The organism is Aeromicrobium sp. IC_218 (genome assembly GCF_004336805.1).
Lineage (GTDB): Bacteria > Actinomycetota > Actinomycetes > Propionibacteriales > Nocardioidaceae > Aeromicrobium.
Genome location: NZ_SJXM01000023.1, coordinates 1 through 15,606, shown reverse-complemented (window position 1 = coordinate 15,606; position 15,606 = coordinate 1). Strand labels below are relative to the sequence as shown.

Annotated in this window: 13 protein-coding genes, 1 tRNA gene and 1 other RNA gene; 8 read left to right on the top strand and 7 right to left on the bottom strand. The window is 73.2% G+C overall.

From position 1 onward, the window contains the following. Together E0W78_RS16320 and E0W78_RS16315 are read right to left on the bottom strand one after the other, a co-directional pair. The coding region (locus tag E0W78_RS16320) for a DNA polymerase III subunit gamma and tau (RefSeq protein WP_131404994.1) at positions 1-1,391 on the bottom strand (1,391 nt) is incomplete at its 3' end. Between the two features lie 56 nt (positions 1,392-1,447). Next, on the bottom strand, positions 1,448-2,590 hold the full coding sequence (locus tag E0W78_RS16315; RefSeq protein WP_207392800.1) for a YihY/virulence factor BrkB family protein: 1,143 nt from the start codon (positions 2,588-2,590) through the stop codon (positions 1,448-1,450). A 432-nt stretch (positions 2,591-3,022) separates the two neighbouring features. Here E0W78_RS16315 and E0W78_RS16310 point away from each other — a divergent pair, with 432 nt between their 5' ends. Next, positions 3,023-4,333 carry an HNH endonuclease signature motif containing protein gene (locus tag E0W78_RS16310; RefSeq protein ID WP_165570554.1) on the top strand — a complete coding sequence of 437 codons (1,311 nt, stop codon included), beginning with the start codon at positions 3,023-3,025 and terminating at the stop codon, positions 4,331-4,333. Between the two features lie 71 nt (positions 4,334-4,404). On the opposite strand, the gene E0W78_RS16305 is transcribed toward E0W78_RS16310, so the two are convergent. Beyond that, a complete protein-coding gene (locus tag E0W78_RS16305; protein WP_131404992.1) occupies positions 4,405-5,385 on the bottom strand; it encodes an alpha/beta hydrolase in 981 nt (326 codons plus the stop codon). A 61-nt stretch (positions 5,386-5,446) separates the two neighbouring features. On the opposite strand from E0W78_RS16305, the gene E0W78_RS16300 reads away from it, so the two are divergent. The 6 genes from E0W78_RS16300 (at position 5,447) to E0W78_RS16275 (ending at position 12,985) form a co-directional block, all read left to right on the top strand. Next, entirely contained in the window at positions 5,447-6,772 is a 1,326-nt protein-coding gene (locus E0W78_RS16300) for a threonine/serine exporter family protein (protein ID WP_131404991.1), read from the top strand. Positions 6,773-6,835: 63 nt separating this feature from the next. Next, entirely contained in the window at positions 6,836-7,510 is a 675-nt protein-coding gene (locus E0W78_RS16295; RefSeq protein ID WP_131404990.1) for a hypothetical protein, read from the top strand. 66 nt (positions 7,511-7,576) lie between these two features. Beyond that, positions 7,577-8,752: an acyl-CoA dehydrogenase family protein gene (locus E0W78_RS16290; RefSeq protein WP_131404989.1), complete on the top strand. Its 1,176-nt coding sequence runs from the start codon at positions 7,577-7,579 to the stop codon at positions 8,750-8,752. Between the two features lie 12 nt (positions 8,753-8,764). Further along, the gene (locus tag E0W78_RS16285; protein WP_131404988.1) at positions 8,765-9,904 is read left to right on the top strand and encodes an acyl-CoA dehydrogenase family protein; all 1,140 of its coding nucleotides are present in this window, start codon (positions 8,765-8,767) and stop codon (positions 9,902-9,904) included. Between the two features lie 73 nt (positions 9,905-9,977). Next, complete coding sequence (locus E0W78_RS16280; protein WP_165570553.1) at positions 9,978-11,150, top strand: EAL domain-containing protein; 1,173 nt, start codon at positions 9,978-9,980, stop codon at positions 11,148-11,150. Then, on the top strand, positions 11,147-12,985 hold the full coding sequence (locus tag E0W78_RS16275; RefSeq protein WP_131404986.1) for a sensor domain-containing diguanylate cyclase: 1,839 nt from the start codon (positions 11,147-11,149) through the stop codon (positions 12,983-12,985). Before E0W78_RS16280 ends, E0W78_RS16275 begins: the two co-directional genes overlap by 4 nt. A gap of 33 nt (positions 12,986-13,018) precedes the next feature. Here the strand turns inward: E0W78_RS16275 and ffs are convergent. Beyond that, positions 13,019-13,109: signal recognition particle sRNA small type (ffs, locus tag E0W78_RS16270), an RNA gene on the bottom strand. A gap of 66 nt (positions 13,110-13,175) precedes the next feature. Between ffs and E0W78_RS16265 the strand changes: the two genes are divergently transcribed. Beyond that, positions 13,176-13,263, top strand: a tRNA-Ser gene (locus tag E0W78_RS16265). Positions 13,264-13,305: 42 nt separating this feature from the next. Here E0W78_RS16265 and E0W78_RS16260 read toward each other — a convergent pair. The 3 genes from E0W78_RS16260 to bla form a co-directional block, all read right to left on the bottom strand. Next, entirely contained in the window at positions 13,306-13,815 is a 510-nt protein-coding gene (locus tag E0W78_RS16260) for a metallophosphoesterase family protein (protein ID WP_242686393.1), read from the bottom strand. Next, positions 13,812-14,606 carry a phosphatase PAP2 family protein gene (locus tag E0W78_RS16255; protein ID WP_165570552.1) on the bottom strand — a complete coding sequence of 265 codons (795 nt, stop codon included), beginning with the start codon at positions 14,604-14,606 and terminating at the stop codon, positions 13,812-13,814. The genes E0W78_RS16260 and E0W78_RS16255 overlap by 4 nt, the downstream gene beginning before the upstream one ends. Before the next feature lie 171 nt (positions 14,607-14,777). Then, positions 14,778-15,606, bottom strand: an 829-nt coding sequence (gene bla / locus E0W78_RS16250) for a class A beta-lactamase (RefSeq protein WP_131404984.1), incomplete at its 5' end; no start/stop codon positions are given.

Genomic DNA, 15,606 nt, shown 5'->3' with positions numbered 1-15,606 from the left:
TCCGGGGCCGCCGACGCGGCGGGCGCGCCCCACTGCGCCGCCGCGGCGGGACGCTCGGTCTCGGGCACCTGCGGCTGCGGAGCAGCCGGGGCCTGGGCCTGCGGAGCGGCCGGGGCCGGGGCCGGGGCCGGCGCGGGGACGGCGGCGACCGGAGCCGCCGGCGCCTCGACGGGGACGGCCGGACGGGACGCGGCCACGGGGGCCGGAGCCGCCGCACCCGGGTCGATCGAGAGCCGGCGCTCGAGCCGGTCGAGCCGCGCGTGGACGCCCTCGACGCTGTGGTCGGCGCCGGGCAGCAGGATGCGCGCGCACATGATCTCGAGCAGCACGCGCGGAGCCGTGGCGCCGCGGAACTCGAGCAGGCCGGCGTTGACGATGTCGGCGGCTCGCGCGAGCTCGGCCTTGCCGAACCGGCTGGCCTGCCCCTGCAGGCGCTCGCCGAGGTCCTGCGGCACGTCGAGCAGGCCGGACGTCAGCGCGTCCGGCACGGCCGAGACGACGATGAGGTCGCGCAGCCGCTGGAGCAGGTCCTCGGCGAAACGGCGCGGGTCCTGCCCGGTCTCGACCACCTTGTCGACGACGCCGAACACCGAGGCGCCGTCGTGCGCGGCCAGCGCGTCGGCCACCTCGTCGAGCAGCGCGTCGGGCGTGTAGCCCAGCAGCGCGACCGCGAGCTCGTAGGTGACGCCCTCGGGGCCGGAGCCGCCGAGCAGCTGGTCGAGGATGCTCAGCGTGTCGCGCACCGAGCCTCCGCCGGCGCGGACGACCAGCGGCAGCGCCTTGGGGTCGAGCGCGACGCCCTCGGCCTCGCACAGCTTGCGCAGGTAGTCGGCCAGCGTGCGCGGCGGCACGAGCCGGAACGGGTAGTGGTGCGTGCGCGACCGGATGGTGCCGATGACCTTGTCGGGCTCGGTCGTGGCGAAGATGAACTTCAGGTGCGGCGGCGGCTCCTCGACGAGCTTGAGCAGCGCGTTGAAGCCCTGCGGCGAGACCATGTGGGCCTCGTCGATGATGTAGACCTTGTAGCGGCTGGAGACCGGCGAGAAGAAGGCCCGCTCGCGGATGTCGCGGGCGTCGTCGACACCACCGTGGCTGGCCGCGTCGATCTCGATGACGTCGATGCTGCCGGGCCCGCCGCGGGCCAGGTCGCGGCAGCTCTGGCACTCGCCGCACGGCTCGGCGACCGGCGCCTTCTCACAGTTCAGCGTGCGCGCCAGGATGCGGGCGCTGGTGGTCTTGCCGCAGCCGCGCGGCCCCGAGAACAGGTAGGCGTGGTTCACCCGGTTGTTGGCCAGCGCCTGGCGCAGCGGCTCGGTGACGTGGTCCTGCCCGATCACCTCGGCGAACGACTCGGGCCGGTAGCGGCGGTACAGAGCGAGGGGGGCGTCCACACCGGAACCCTAGCCACCGCCCCCGACACCAGGCCAGGGACGGTGGCCGGCCCGGGTCACTCCCGGTGGCGCGACTCCCGGTGGGCGTCCTTCTCGGCCTCCGCGGCAGCGTGCTCGCGGATGGCGCGGCCGGCCTCGACGTCCTCGAGCTCCTTCTCGGCGGCCTTCTCGATGTTGCGGGTGTCGCGCGGCGGCAGCTGGATCTGCTCCTCGGCGGGCAGCCCGGCCTGCAGCTCGCGGGTACGCTCGAGCTCGGCGTCGATCTCGGCGCCCAGCAGCAGCGCGATGTTGGTCAGCCACAGCCACAGCAGGAAGATGACGGCGCCGGCCAGCGAGCCGTACGTCTTGTTGTAGGACGCGAACGTGGCCAGGTAGAGGCCGAAGGCGGCCGACAGCACGATCCAGGACAGGATCGCCACCAGGGCGCCGACGCTGATCCAGCGGAACTTCGGCTGCTTCACGTTCGGCGTCGCGTAGTAGAGGATCGCGACGATCACGACCACGACGACCAGCAGCACCGGCCACTTGGCGATCTGCCAGACCAGGACCGCGGTGTCGCCCAGGCCGATGAAGTCGCCGACCGCCTCGGCCACCGGGCCGGTCAGCACGAGCGCCAGCAGGGCGAGGGCGCACAGGACGACCGCGATCAGCGTGACCACCAGCATGACCGGGCGGAGCTTCCAGATCGGCCGCCCCTCCTCGATCTCGTACACCCGGTTCATCGCACGGCTGAACGCGCCGACGTACCCGGACGCCGACCACAGGGCGCCCAGGACACCGATGACCAGGGCGAGACCGGCACCGGGCGCGGTCGCGAACGACTCGATCGTGGGCTGGACGGAGTCGACGACCGACTGCGGCGCGACCTGGCCGATGACCTTCACGACCTCGTCGGCCGTCTGCTGGCCCTGGCCCAGGACCCCGAGGAGCGAGAACAGCGCGATCGCGCCGGGGAACAGCGCGAGCACGGAGTAGTAGGTCAGCGCAGCCGCGAGGTCGGTGCCCTGGTCGGCGGAGAACTCACGCATGACCTTGCGGCCGACGTAGCCCCACGAGCGCTTCTGCAGGTCCATCGGGGACGAGGGCTTGCGGGGGTCGTCCGGGTCGGGCGCGTTCTCCGCGTACCGCTCCTCCGGCTCCGCCTCGGCGGCGTGCCGGTCGACCTCGTTCTTCTTGCGGAAACGGGACAGCAGGCTCATCCGGACGGGCACCTCCAGGATCGGGTCGGACCCCTCCTACCCTGCCCCGCTCGGCCCGGTTCCGCCTTTCAGAAGGTCCTCTCGCAACCTCGCTCGCTGAGCCTGTCGAAGCGTCGCTTCTGTGCGTGGGCGCCCGAGGGGCTGATGACGAGGCGGTTGGGTGCGTGCGCGGGTCGGCTTGTCGGCTCGCCCGAGCCCGCTCCTTGAGCTTGTCGAAAGGAGCCTTGGCTACGTGGTCGCCCGAGGGGCTGATGACGAGGCGGTTGGGTGGGTGCGCGGGCTGGTTCGTCGGCTCGCCCGAGTCCCGCTGCTTGAGCTTGTCGAAAGGAACTTCTCAAAGTCCCGAAAATGCCGGGCATCCCAGTGGATATCGCGTTGTTCCTGTCGCCGTCCCGCGGTAGACTAGAACAAACGTTCGACACGGGGGTTCGGATGATCAGCGACCAGGTTCAGGCACTGCTGGAGGAATCCAGCACGCTCGAACCGTGGACGCTGACCGACCGCGAGATCCGGGCCGAGCTGCAGGCCGCCGCCCAGGCTGCAGCCGCGCTCCAAGCCTTGACGGTGAAGCTGACGGCGGCAGCGGCGGACCGGGGTCTCCCACGTGAGGACGGCTGCACCTCTCCGACTGCCTGGCTAGCGAGCACCACGAACGTCTCGAAGCGCGAGGCGTCGAAGCTGGTCTCGCTGACCCGGCTGGACCCCACGCGCGGCGCCGCCACCCGCGAACGCTGGGACGCCGGGCAGCTCACCACCGAGCAGGCCTCGATCATCCTCAAGGCGCTCGACGCCCTGCCGGAGTGGTTCGTCGACGAGCAGCACGACGACGCCGAGGCGACCCTCTTGGAGCACGCTCGTGAGTTCGGGGCCGACGACCTGCGGCGGCTCGCCAACCGGATCGTGGAGGTCGTCGACCCCGACTCGGCGGACGAGATCATCGGCGCGCAGCTGGAGCGGCAGGAGAAGCAAGCCTGGGACGAGACCCACCTGACCATCACCCGCATGGGCAAGGGACGCTCGTCGATCCGCGGGGTCCTGCCCGACGTGCAGGCCGACATGCTCAAGACCGTCCTCGAAGGCTTGGCTTCACCCCGACGCGACGGTGCGATCTTCCGCGACGTCGACGGGGAGCACTCCGACGCCGAGATCGGCCGCCTCGACCACGCCCGCCGCATGGGCCTGGCCCTCTGCGAGCTCGTCGAGCATCTCCCGCAGGACGCGTTCCCGCAGGCCGGCGGCATTGCGGCGACAGTGACGATCAACATCGACCTCGACGACCTGCGCGATCGGATCTCCCGGGCGACCCTCTCCACGGGCAGCACGATGAGCGCCTCGCAGGCCCGCCGGTTCGCCTGCAACGCCAACCTGATCCCGATCGTCCTGGACGGGGACTCCCGCGTCCTCGACGCCGGCACCGAGAAGCGCCTCCACGACCGCTACCAACGCATCGTCCTCGCCAAGCGGGACGGCGGCTGCTCCTGGAAGGGCTGCGACCGACCACCGGGCTGGTGCGAGGCCCACCACCTCGTCCCGTGGTCGCAAGGGGGCGACACGTCCATCGACAACGGCGCCCTGTTCTGCTTCTTCCACCACCACCTGCTCCACGACTCCGACTGGTCGGCCAGGCTCAGTCACGACGGCGTCGTCGAAGTGATCCCGCCACCCCGGATCGACCCACAGCAGCGGCCCCTGCGCCACGCCCGCCACGTCCAGCACCGACCGAGGGCACTCGAACCGGCGTGACCGCCGCTGCCCGAGCTTGTCGAAGGCTCCTTTCGACAAGCTCAAGGAGCGGACCGCCGGCTGAGCCTGTCTCAGGCGGGCAGGCCGGACGTCGTCAGCCAGGTGTCGAGCTCGTCGTAGGCCCGCTTGCGCGGCTCGTCGAGCGACAGGAAGACGTCGTGGCGGGCCTGGGGCACCGGGACGACGGTCGTGCGGTCACCCAGGCAGCCGGACCAGCGGGCGATCTGGCGGACGTCCAGCACCGCGTCGGCGGTGTCGATGCGCTCGGAGTAGCGCGAGGAGAAGTAGGTCGCGTCCGAGCGCAGCACCAGCGACGGCACGCCGACGTCCAGGCCGCGGTGCAGGTGGGCGTGGCCGCGGCGGACGGCGTTGAGCCAGCCGACGGTGACCGGGCAGCCCTCGAGCGGCTTGAGCGCGACGTCGAAGTCCCAGACGCCGTGGTGCCCGCGGTGCAGCGAGTGGCCGTACTGGCTCGGCGGCAGCTTGAGGACGGCGAACGGACGGGCCTTCGCGCCCATGCGCAGCGCCTGCGTGACCGGGCCGCGCAGCACGGCCGAGCCCTGCAGGTCGAACCACGGGCTGTTCAGCACCAGGCCGCTGACGTCGTCGTTGCCGCCGCGGAGGCGCTTCCGGCGGTCCAGCCACAGCGGCAGGATCAGCCCGCCCGTGGAGTGGGCGACCAGCAGCGCCTGCGTGGCCGGGTTCTCCTCGCCGACCACGCGCATCGCCTCGTCGAGCTCGGCGTCGTACAGCGACAGGTCCGAGACGTAGTGGCCGGTCTGGCCGGGCAGCCGCGAGCGGCCGCACTTGCGCAGGTCCAGCGCGTAGAACGCGAACCCGCGCTCGGCCAGGAAGTCGGCCATCTCGCGCTGGAAGAAGTAGTCGCTGAAGCCGTGGACGTACAGGACGGTGCCGCGCACCACCTCCCCGTCGCGCGGCTCGCGCTTGACCAGGACGGCGCGGACGTCGCCCTCGCCGTCGGGGTCGGGGCCGAGCTCGATGACGTGCTGGACGTATCCGTCGCCGAGGACGTCGGGCTGCCACGTGGTCATGCGTTCCTCCTGGTGGTCGTGGACAGGCTACTGGTGGCCGCGGCTGGCACCATGGGGCCCGATGGCCGACACCGACGACCCGCAGCAGATCCATGCCGTGCTCGACCTCGCCCTGCGCGTGGGCGAGATGATGCTCTCCAACGGAGCCGGCGCCGCCGACGTGACCGCGTCCATGAGCGCGGTCACCCGACACTTCGGGCTCCGCTCGGCGGTCGTGGACGTCACGTTCACGACGCTGACGATCTCGTACCAGGAGCGGTGGGAGGACCCACCGCAGTCCCGCGTGCGTCACGTGACGTACCGGACGATCGACTACGGCGACCTGACCCTCGTCGACAAGCTCGTGCGCGACCTCGTCGCCGACCGGGTCGACCTCGACGAGGCGCGGGCGCGCATCCTGCACATCGCCTCGACCGGCCACGGACGACCACGCTGGTCGATCACGCTGGCCTACGGCTTCACCGGCGCCGGCGTCGCCGCCCTGCTCGGCGGCACCTGGGTCGTGTGGATCATCGCCTTCCTCGCCTCGGCCCTGGTCGAGGTGCTGCAGCGGTGGATGGAGCGCCTGCGGCTGCCGTTCTTCTACCAGCAGATCGCCGGTGGCCTGCTGGCCACGCTCATCGCGGTCGCCGCGGGGGCGAGCCACCTGCCGGTGAGCTCGTCGATCGTGGTGACGGCCTCGATCATCATGCTGCTGGCCGGCCTGGGCTTCATCGGTGCCGTGCAGGACGCGCTGACCGGGTTCCCGCTCACCGCCACCGCCCGCATCCTGGAGGTGCTCATCGCCACGGCGGGCATCATCGTCGGCGTCTCCGGCGGCCTGTCGATCGCGTCCTGGCTGGGCATCGACCTCATGGTGCAGCCCGGCGCGTCCGACCTGGCCCGGCTCGCCGGCGTCGTGCTGGGCGGCGCGGTGTGCGCGGCGGCGTTCGCCTGCTCGGCGTACGCCCCGTGGCGCTCGCTCGCCCCGATCGCCGGGGTCGCCGCGATCGCCGCCGGCCTCACCTACCTGCTCAGCGACCTGGGCCGGCTCTGGGCGGTCGGCATCGCCGCCGTCGCCGTCGGCCTGGTGAGCTTCGGCGCCGCCGCGTGGGCCCGCGTGCCCCCGCTCGTCGTGGTCGTCTCGGCGATCGTGCCGATCCTGCCCGGCCTGTCGATCTACCGCGGGCTGGCGCTCATGGCCGAGGGCGACGCCTACAACGGCATCGTCGGCCTGGTCACCGCCGCGGCCGTCGCGCTCGCGCTGGCGTCCGGCGTGCTGTTCGGCGAGTACGTCGCCCAGCCGCTGCGCCGCGAGGCCCGCAAGGTCGAGCAGCGCCTGGCCGGTCCGCGTCTCGTGGGACCGCTCAAGCCCACCCGCCGGCGCCGCCGCAACAACGCCGCCTGACGGTCTTGCCGCGGCGCCCGGGCGGGCGCACGATGGGACGACCACAGAAATCGGGTGAGTCCCATGGACGTCCTCTCCAGCACCGTGCTGACGACCCACGAACGGCTGGCGGCCGGCCTCGACCACGCCAGCGACATGACCCCGACGCCCGGTGAGCCACGCAAGGGCTACGAGCGCATCGACACCTTCCTGCAGGCGGCCGCCCGGCACCTCAACGCGGTCGACGCCGTGCTGCTGAGCCAGGTGCGCCACCAGCTGCCGGACGGTGCGCGGCTCACCCACGACTACCTCGCCGCCGCCCGTCGGCTCGAGGTCGCGCTGGCCACCGTCAAGGCGCTCGAGTACGGCTCCGTGCAGCGCTCGCGGCGCACCTGGACGTCCGTCTGGCACGACGTCGACGTCGCGCTCGTCGAGCACCGACGCCTGGAGTTCCAGCTCGTCGAGACGCTTGCCGAGCACCTCACCGGCGCCCAGCTCAGCCGCCTGGCGTCCCGCCTGGAGGGCACCGAGGCCCACGCCCCGACCCGCGTCCACCCCTACCTGCCGCACCGCGGGGCCTCGGGGTGGGTCGCCCGCCTGGTGCTGCGCCGGGTCGACGCGTTCTGGGACACCGCCGAGGGACGCATGACGCCGCGTCCGCCCGAGCCCGAGCGCGCGCCGCACGGCCTGCTCGGGCAGTACGTGCTGGGCTCCCCCTCGTTCCCCGAGGCCGACGACGACGGGGCCGCGTCCCGCTAGGCGTCCACCGACCGTGACCCCCGACCCCGCCGCGTGATAGCAAGGGCGGGACCACAGGAGGGTTGCATGCGACTGAGGCTGTCCGACCAGGACGTGGCGTTCCGCGACGAGATGCGCGAGTTCTTCACGACCCAGGTCCCCCAGGAGATCCGCGACAAGGTGCGGGACCGACGCGAGCTGACCAAGGACGACATCGTCCAGGCCCAGCGCGTCCTGAACGCCGGCGGTCTCGCCGTGCCCGGCTGGCCGGTCGAGTGGGGCGGCAAGGACTGGACGAACCTGCAGCGCCACATCTGGCACGAGGAGATGCAGCTGGCCTGCGTGCCCGCGCCGCTGGCGTTCAACGCCAGCATGATCGGCCCGGTCATCGCCGCCTTCGGCAGCCAGGAGATCAAGGAGCGGTTCCTGCCCGCCACCGCGAACCTCGACATCTGGTGGTCGCAGGGCTTCTCCGAGCCCGACGCGGGCTCGGACCTGGCCTCGCTGCGCACCACCGCGGTGCGCGACGGCGACCACTACGTCGTCAACGGCCAGAAGACCTGGACGACGCTGGGCCAGTACGGCGACTGGATCTTCACGCTGGTGCGCACGAACCCCGACGCGCCCAAGAAGCAGGCCGGCATCTCGATGCTGCTCATCGACATGACCACGCCCGGCCTCACCGTGCGTCCCATCGAGCTGATCGACGGTGGCCACGAGGTCAACGAGGTGTGGTTCGAGGACGTCCGCGTCCCGGCCGAGAACCTCGTCGGCGAGGAGAACGCCGGCTGGACGTACGCCAAGTTCCTGCTCGGCAACGAGCGCGTCGGCGTCGCCCCGGTCGGCTCCAGCAAGCGCCTGCTCGCCCAGGCCAAGGAGCACGCCCGCGAGATCCGCACGTCGTCCGGCACGCTGCTGGACGACCCGCTGGTCGCCGCCCGCGTCGCCGAGCTCGAGAACGACCTGCTCGCACTCGAGCTGACCGCCCTGCGCGTCGCCGCCCACTCCGCCGACGGCAAGCCGCACCCGGCGTCGTCGGTGCTCAAGCTGCAGGGCACCGTGCTGCAGCAGGCGGTCACCGAGCTGTTCGTCGACCTGGCCGGCCCCGACGTGGTCGCCTCCGGCGCCGCCGACGGCTCGCAGGTGCCGCACTGGGCCCGGGTCTCGGCGCCGCAGTACCTCAACTACCGCAAGGCCTCCATCTACGGCGGCTCCAACGAGGTGCAGCGGCAGATCATCGCCGGCACCATCCTCGGACTCTGAGACGGGACGGACATGGACTTCACCCTGGACTCCGAGCAGCTCGCGCTGCGCGACGCCGTGCGCGGCCTGCTGGGCAAGGCGTACGGCTCGATCGACGCCCGTCGTGACGCGACCGCGTCCGACCCCGGCTTCGACGAGAAGACCTGGTCGCGACTGGCCGACATGGGCGTCCTCGCCCTGCCCTTCGCCGAGGAGGACGGCGGCGTGGGCGCCGGCCCGGCGGAGGTGATGGTCGTGGCCGAGGAGGTCGGACGCGTCCTGGCCCCCGAGCCGTTCGTCGAGGCGGTCGTCCTGGCCGGCGGCCTGGTCGCCGCACAGGGCACCGCCGAGCAGCGCGCCGAGCTCATCGGCGGCCTCGCGGCCGGCGAGTCCCTGCTCGCCCTGGCCCACCTCGAGCCCGGCCGGCACTGGTCGGCGGGAGCGCCCGACGTCACCGCCACCCGCAGCGGCGACGGCTGGACGCTCGACGGCGTCAAGGAGCCCGTGCTCCACGGCGCCCGGGCCGACGTCCTGCTGGTCACCGCGGCCGTCGAGGGACGCACGGCGCTGTTCGTCGTCCGCGCCGACGCCGGGGGCCTGGAGCGCACCGGCTACCGGACGTTCGACGGCAGCCGCGCCGCCCACGTGCGGTTCATCAGCACGCCGGCCGAGCCCCTGGGCGAGCCGGGCGCCGACGCGACCGCGGCCCTGGAGGCGGCCCTCGCCGCCGCCCGCGTGGCCTACGCCCACGAGTCGGTGGGCGCCATGGCGACGGCGCTGGAGACGACGTCGGAGTACCTGCGGACGCGCAAGCAGTTCGGCGTGCCGCTCAAGACGTTCCAGGCCCTCACCTTCCGGGCCGCCGACATGTACGTCTCGCTCGAGCTCGCCCGCAGCGCGGCGGCCTGGGCGACGCTCGTCCTGGCCGACGAGCCCGAGCGCGCGCCCGAGGCGGCGCGCCGGGCGGCGTTCCAGGTCAGCAAGGCGGGCCGGCACGTCGGCCAGGAGGCGATCCAGCTGCACGGCGGCATCGGCATGACCGCCGAGTACTCGGTCGGTCACTACACGGCGCGGCTCACGGCGATCGACCACCTGCTCGGCGACGGCAGCGACCACCTGCGCCACCTCGCCGCGTCCGTGAGCGACCACGGCGTCGTGGAGCCCATGCCCTGATTCGCCGAACCGGCCCCTTCGCCCGTGTTCCCGGTCTATGGTGTGGGCGCCACACACAGTCAGGGAGGACGACGTGACGGGTGACGCCTGGCCGGTCGGTCCGGTCGCGACGTTCAGCGGCGTCGACGCGCTGCTGCACCTGGCTCGTCGGCAGCTCGGCATGGACCACGCGTCGGTCTCGCGCTTCGACGGGCCGGTGTGCCGGGTCCGCAACGTCTCGGTGGCCCACCGCGTCCGCACCCGCACCGGCCTGACCCACGTGCGCGCCGAGTGCGCGTGCGACCGGGTGGCGCCCGCCCTGCTCGTCCCCGACGCGGCCCAGGACGAGCACCTGGCGCGGCTGGCCCAGCAGTGGGACCTGCCGATCGGGTCGCTGGCCGCCGTGCTGCTCACCACCGCCGACGGACGTCCGTGGGGCACGCTCTCGGTCACCGCCGCCGACGCCCGCCCCGACCTGGGCGAGGACGTGCTCGCGACGCTGCACAGCCTGGGCGAGACGCTGCTGGACGTGCTGCTCGCCGAGGAGGCCCAGGACGCCGGACCGCACGTCGTCGACGAGGTCCACGACGTCGTGGCCCGCGGCGCGCTGCAGGTCGTCCTGCAGCCGCTCGTCCACCTGCAGACCGGCATGGTGGTCGGCCACGAGGCGCTCACCCGCTTCCCGGGCAGCGACAAGCCCACCTCGGCCTGGTTCCACGACGCGACGGTCGGCGGCGTCGGCCCCGTGCTGGAGCGCGCCACGGTCGAGCGGGCGCTCGAGCTGGTGCCGCACGTGAAGGGCCGGCTCTCGATCAACCTGTCGTCGGAGACCCTGCTCCAGCCGACGTTCCTGGCCTGGGCCGAGCGGCTCCCCTGGCAGCGCCTGATCCTGGAGATCACCGAGCAGCAGCCGGTCGAGGACTACGACCGCCTCGGCGAGGTGCTCACCCACCTGCGCGCGAGCGGCGCCCTCGTGGCTGTGGACGACACGGGCTCGGGCTACTCCAGCCTGCGTCACGCGCTCGCGGTGGAGCCAGACCTGGTGAAGCTCGACCTCTCGCTCGTCCAGAGCGTCCACAGCGACGACGCCCGTCAGGCGCTCGTCTCGGCGGTGTGCTCGTTCGCCGAGCGCATCGGCGCCCGCGTCGTGGCCGAGGGCATCGAGACGCCCGAGGACCTCGCCTGCCTCGTGTCGCTGGGGGTGCAGCTCGGGCAGGGATACCTGCTCGGACGTCCCAGCGTCCTCGCGACGGGAGCGGCCTCGTGACCGACACGGGACGCTACGCGTCCTGGCACCGGCACGGCGCGACCACCGCCGCGGTCATCGGCACCCTGTGCGCGCTCGCGTCGTTCAGCACCGGCGAGATGGGCACGGACGTCCTGCTGGCGCTCGCCGGCTACGTCACCGGCCTGCTCGTGCTGCTGCAGGTGGTCAAGGACCTGCGTCCCCGCGCCTGGCTGGCGACCTGGTCGGTGTGGGGCCTGGTCGGCATGATGGCGCTGTCGTTCATCGCGCCGCAGTCGACGCAGACCACCGTCGGCGCCACGACCTTCGCCTTCCTGTTCGCCGGCCTGACCCTGCCGCCGAAGCGTTCGCTGCTCCTGCTGCCGCTCGGCATCGTCATGCTGCTCGTCGTGCTGGACACCCCGCCGGCCCAGACCGTCGCCCGCATGGGCGTGCTGATCGCCGTGTGGGTGGCGCTGGCCGAGTTCCCCTCGCGACTGCTGGACGCGCTGCGCCGCGAGAAGGCCACGCTGCGTCGTGAACGGGCCGACCTCGTGCAAGTGAAGGAGCAGCTGTCCGACAGCCTGCGCCGCTTCACCCAGCTGTTCGAGGCCAGCCCCGTGGGCATCGCGCTGCTGGACGACGAGAACCGCTTCGTCGAGGTGAACGAGCGGCTGGTCGAGATGTCGCAGGTCTCGCGCGACCGGATCATCGGGCTCAGCGCCCTGGCCGTCCTCGACACCGGCGACGAGCTGCCCGTGTGGAGCGCCGACTCCGGCAAGGCCCCCGAGCAGCTCGAGCAGCGCTACCTGCTGCCCGACGGCACCGAGCGCTGGGCCTGGCTGTCGTTCGTCCAGGTGCCGGGCGACAACCAGCGGCGCTGGACCCTGGGCTACATCCAGGACGTCACCGCCCGCAAGCACGCCGAGCTGCAGGCCGAGCGGTCCCAGCAGGTGCTGGCCGCGTCCGCCGCGGTCGCCCGGGCGGCGTCCACGGGCGACGACCCGCGCCACGTCGTGCTCGAAGGCGTGTCCGCGCTCGTCGGCAGCAGCCTGGTGGGCATCGTCGAGAAGGGCGGCGCCGGCAGCTGGAGCGTGGTGATGCTTCGTGACGGGGTGCTGGAGCGCCAGACCGTGCCCGACGCGATGATCACGACGTCGCTGCGGTCGGTCTGGCAGACGGGCCAGCCCCTCGTCCGCACGGACGGCCCCATCGCCCCGGCGGTGCTGGAGTCGCCCGCGCAGGCCATGGCCTGGCACCCGGTCGTCGTCGACGGCCAGACCCAGGCGGTCATCACGATCGCCTGGCGGAACGACCAGGACGGCCGCCCGGAGAGGATCGACGACGTCCTCGAGGTCATCGCCGCCGAGATGGCCGCCGCCCTCGCCGGTGAGCGACTGCGCCACCAGCTGCAGGAGATGGCCTCGCGCGACCCGCTGACCGGCCTCTCGAACCGCCGCGACCTCGCCCTGCGCTTCGCCCAGCTGACCGAGCGCGCCACCGCCGACGGCACCCCGCTGACCGTCGTCATCCTCGACCTGGACCTGTTCAAGCGGTTCAACGACACCCACGGCCACCTGGCCGGCGACGACCTGCTGCGCACCTTCGCCGGACGCATCCGCGCCACCATCCGCCGCGGCGACCTGGCCGGACGCTGGGGCGGCGAGGAGTTCGTGCTCGTCCTGGACGACTGCCCGGCCGACCGCGCGCAGGAGATCGTCGACGCCGTACGCGGGGGCGTCCCGCGCGGCCAGACCTGCTCGGTGGGCTACACGCAGTGGCGTCGGGGCGAGCCGCTCGAGACCGTGGTCGCCCGCGCGGACGAGGCGCTGTACCGGGCCAAGGACGCCGGCCGCGACTGCGCCGTCGCCGGCTGAGCGGGCGCGCGCGTCGTCCGGGTCCGGACATGGAAAGGCCCCTCACGCACCCGGCAGAGCTTGCTTACCCTTGCTGCATTCCTGCCCTGGGGGAGTTGGGCCAGATGCCGCCGCGTGAGGGGTTGGCCCCATCCTAGCCAGGTGCCACCCGTTGTGACGAAGCCGGGGCGGGACCGGTACCCTCGTCCACGGAGGATTCGCATAGTGGCCTAGTGCGCTCGCCTGGAACGCGGGTTGGGTTAACGCCCTCAGGGGTTCGAATCCCCTATCCTCCGCCAGCACGACGCCCCGGCTCCTCGAGCCGGGGCGTTCGTCGTTCCTCAGGTGACCGGGACGACCCGGGCCGACACGAGCTCGCCGCCGTCGACCTCCAGCAGACCCACGGTGCCGTGCGGCTGACGCCGCTTGTCGGTCGGCGAGCCCGGGTTGAACACGCGGAACCCGTCGTCCGCGGCGTCGTCCCACGGGATGTGCGAGTGACCGAACACCACGAGCCGAGCGTCGGGGAAGCACCGCCGCATCCGGTTCAGGCGCCCAGCCTTCTGCCCGCTGTCGTGGATCATCGCCACCGGCAGCCCGGCGAGGTCGAGCTCGAGCGTCTCGGGCACTCCCCCACCCCAGGCCGCGACCTCCGGGCCGTCGTTGTTGCCCAGCACGACGTGCACCGGCGCGATCTGCGCCAGCTCGTCGAGCACCCCGGGCAGGCACACGTCGCCGGCGTGCAGGATGACGTCGCTGCCGTCGAGCACCTCACGCACCCGCGGCGGGCACGCCTTCCAGAACCGCGGCGCGTGGGTGTCGGAGACGACGCCGACCCGCAGCCGCGTCACGGACGCGGCACCACGGTCGGGACGGCGTCGCGCGCGACCGCCCGCACCTGGTGCCGGGCGGCCAGGGCCACGACCGCCCAGTAGGTGACCGCGACGAGCGCGCAGCCGACGACCGCGTCCAGCACCCAGTGGTTGCCGGTGCCGATGATGTTGACCGACATGAGCACCGCGTAGACGGCCGCGCCGTAGCGGACGACGGCCGGGACCCCGGCCCGCCACAGCGCGATGGCCGCCCACAGCGCCCACCCGGCGTGCAGCGAGGGGAACGCGGCGAGCTCGTTGGTGAGGTGGCCGAGCCCGCGCGGGGCGGACGCGTCGGCGCCCCACCAGCCCACGGACGAGTTCATGGCGAGCACGTCGACGTACGGGGCGCCGACCAGGCGCGGCGGCGCGGTCGGCATGAGCAGGTAGCAGGCCAGGCCGAGCACGGACGCCGCGACGATGGCCCGCCGGGCCAGCAGGTACTCGGTGGGCCGGCGCAGGTACAGCCACACCAGCACGACGACCGTGACGACGTAGTGCGTCGTGGCGTAGAAGAAGCTCGACGCGACGCCGATCCACTCGGTGTGCACGAAGACCTGGTTGATCGCGTGCTCCCAGTCCAGGCCGATGGCCCGCTCCAGCTGCAGGATGTCGAGGGCGCGCTCGTGCGCGGCGGTCGCGTCGTCGGAGGCGAGGGTGCGCGAGGCGCTGTAGGCGACGTACAGCACGGCCAGCAGCGCGAACTCGCGCGCGCCGCGCCCCAGGTGCGTGCGCGCCGACCGCAGGCTGCTGCGCGCGTCGACCGCCATCCTCGTCCTCCCTGCCCGTCCGTCACCGCCCATGCTGCACCCGGCCGCGAGCCGACGGCACCGGGCAGACCCCGGGGGCGACCCCGGGAGGACGGCACGTCTGGCCAGGGTATCCCCGCCCCGTGACATGCGTCCGCAAAGACCCGACGCGCTTCCGCGGGCGGGACGCGTCTACCGCCCGGCGAGCGCGTCGACCGCCGTGCGGGTGGCCTCGGCGACCAGGGCGTCCCGCCCCTGCGCGTCCTCGGCGTCCCGCGACGTCATGACCGCCAGGACGATCGGCGCGCCCTCGGGCGGCCACACGACGGCCAGATCGTGCCGCGACCCGTACGCCGCACCGCCCGACCGGTCGGCGACCGTCCAGCCGTCCGGCACGCCGGCCCGGACCAGGTCGGCGCCGGTGGTGCTCGCGCGCATCCGGTCCACGAGCCGGTCCCGCGCATCGGTCGGCAGCCGGTCGCCGAGGACGAGCGCGCGGACGTGCTCGGCCAGGGCGCGGGGCGTGGACGTGTCGCGCTCGTCGCCCGGCTCCGCGGTGTTGAGGTCGGGCTCGAGCCGGTCGACCCGCGTCACGTCGTCGCCCCAGCCGCGCAGGACGCCGGTGACGCCGGACGGGCCGCCGACGTCCTCGGCCAGGAGGTTCGCGGCGGTGTTGTCGCTGAGCCGCAGCGCGGCGTCCAGCACCTCGGACCAGGTCATGGTGCCGCCGGCCCGCGACTGCGTGGCCGGCGAGTGCGGCACCGTCGCCGTCGGCACGCGCACCCGCTCCTGCATCCCGTCGACGCCCCGGCGCTCCAGCACGGCGGCGGCGAGCAGGAGCTTGCTCGTCGACGCGTGGGCGAACCGCTCGTCCGCGCGGTGGGCGACGACGGCGCCGGACCCGGTGTCGACGGCGACGAGGCCCAGCCGCGCGTCGTGGCGCCGCTCCAGACCCCGCAGGGCGTCCGTGGGCGTGACGTCGGCCGGGGCGATGGCGGACGGGGACGGGGCGGACGGGGAC

Excerpts from the sequence above, each read along its gene's own strand:
- E0W78_RS16285 (WP_131404988.1), top strand. The coding sequence starts at position 8,765 with ATGGACTTCACCCTGGACTCCGAGCAGCTCGCGCTGCGCGACGCCGTG.
- E0W78_RS16310 (WP_165570554.1), top strand. The coding sequence starts at position 3,023 with ATGATCAGCGACCAGGTTCAGGCACTGCTGGAGGAATCCAGCACGCTC.
- E0W78_RS16300 (WP_131404991.1), top strand. The coding sequence starts at position 5,447 with ATGGCCGACACCGACGACCCGCAGCAGATCCATGCCGTGCTCGACCTC.
- E0W78_RS16255 (WP_165570552.1), bottom strand. The coding sequence starts at position 14,606 with ATGGCGGTCGACGCGCGCAGCAGCCTGCGGTCGGCGCGCACGCACCTG.
- E0W78_RS16315 (WP_207392800.1), bottom strand. The coding sequence starts at position 2,590 with ATGAGCCTGCTGTCCCGTTTCCGCAAGAAGAACGAGGTCGACCGGCAC.
- E0W78_RS16305 (WP_131404992.1), bottom strand. The coding sequence starts at position 5,385 with ATGACCACGTGGCAGCCCGACGTCCTCGGCGACGGATACGTCCAGCAC.
- E0W78_RS16295 (WP_131404990.1), top strand. The coding sequence starts at position 6,836 with ATGGACGTCCTCTCCAGCACCGTGCTGACGACCCACGAACGGCTGGCG.
- E0W78_RS16290 (WP_131404989.1), top strand. The coding sequence starts at position 7,577 with ATGCGACTGAGGCTGTCCGACCAGGACGTGGCGTTCCGCGACGAGATG.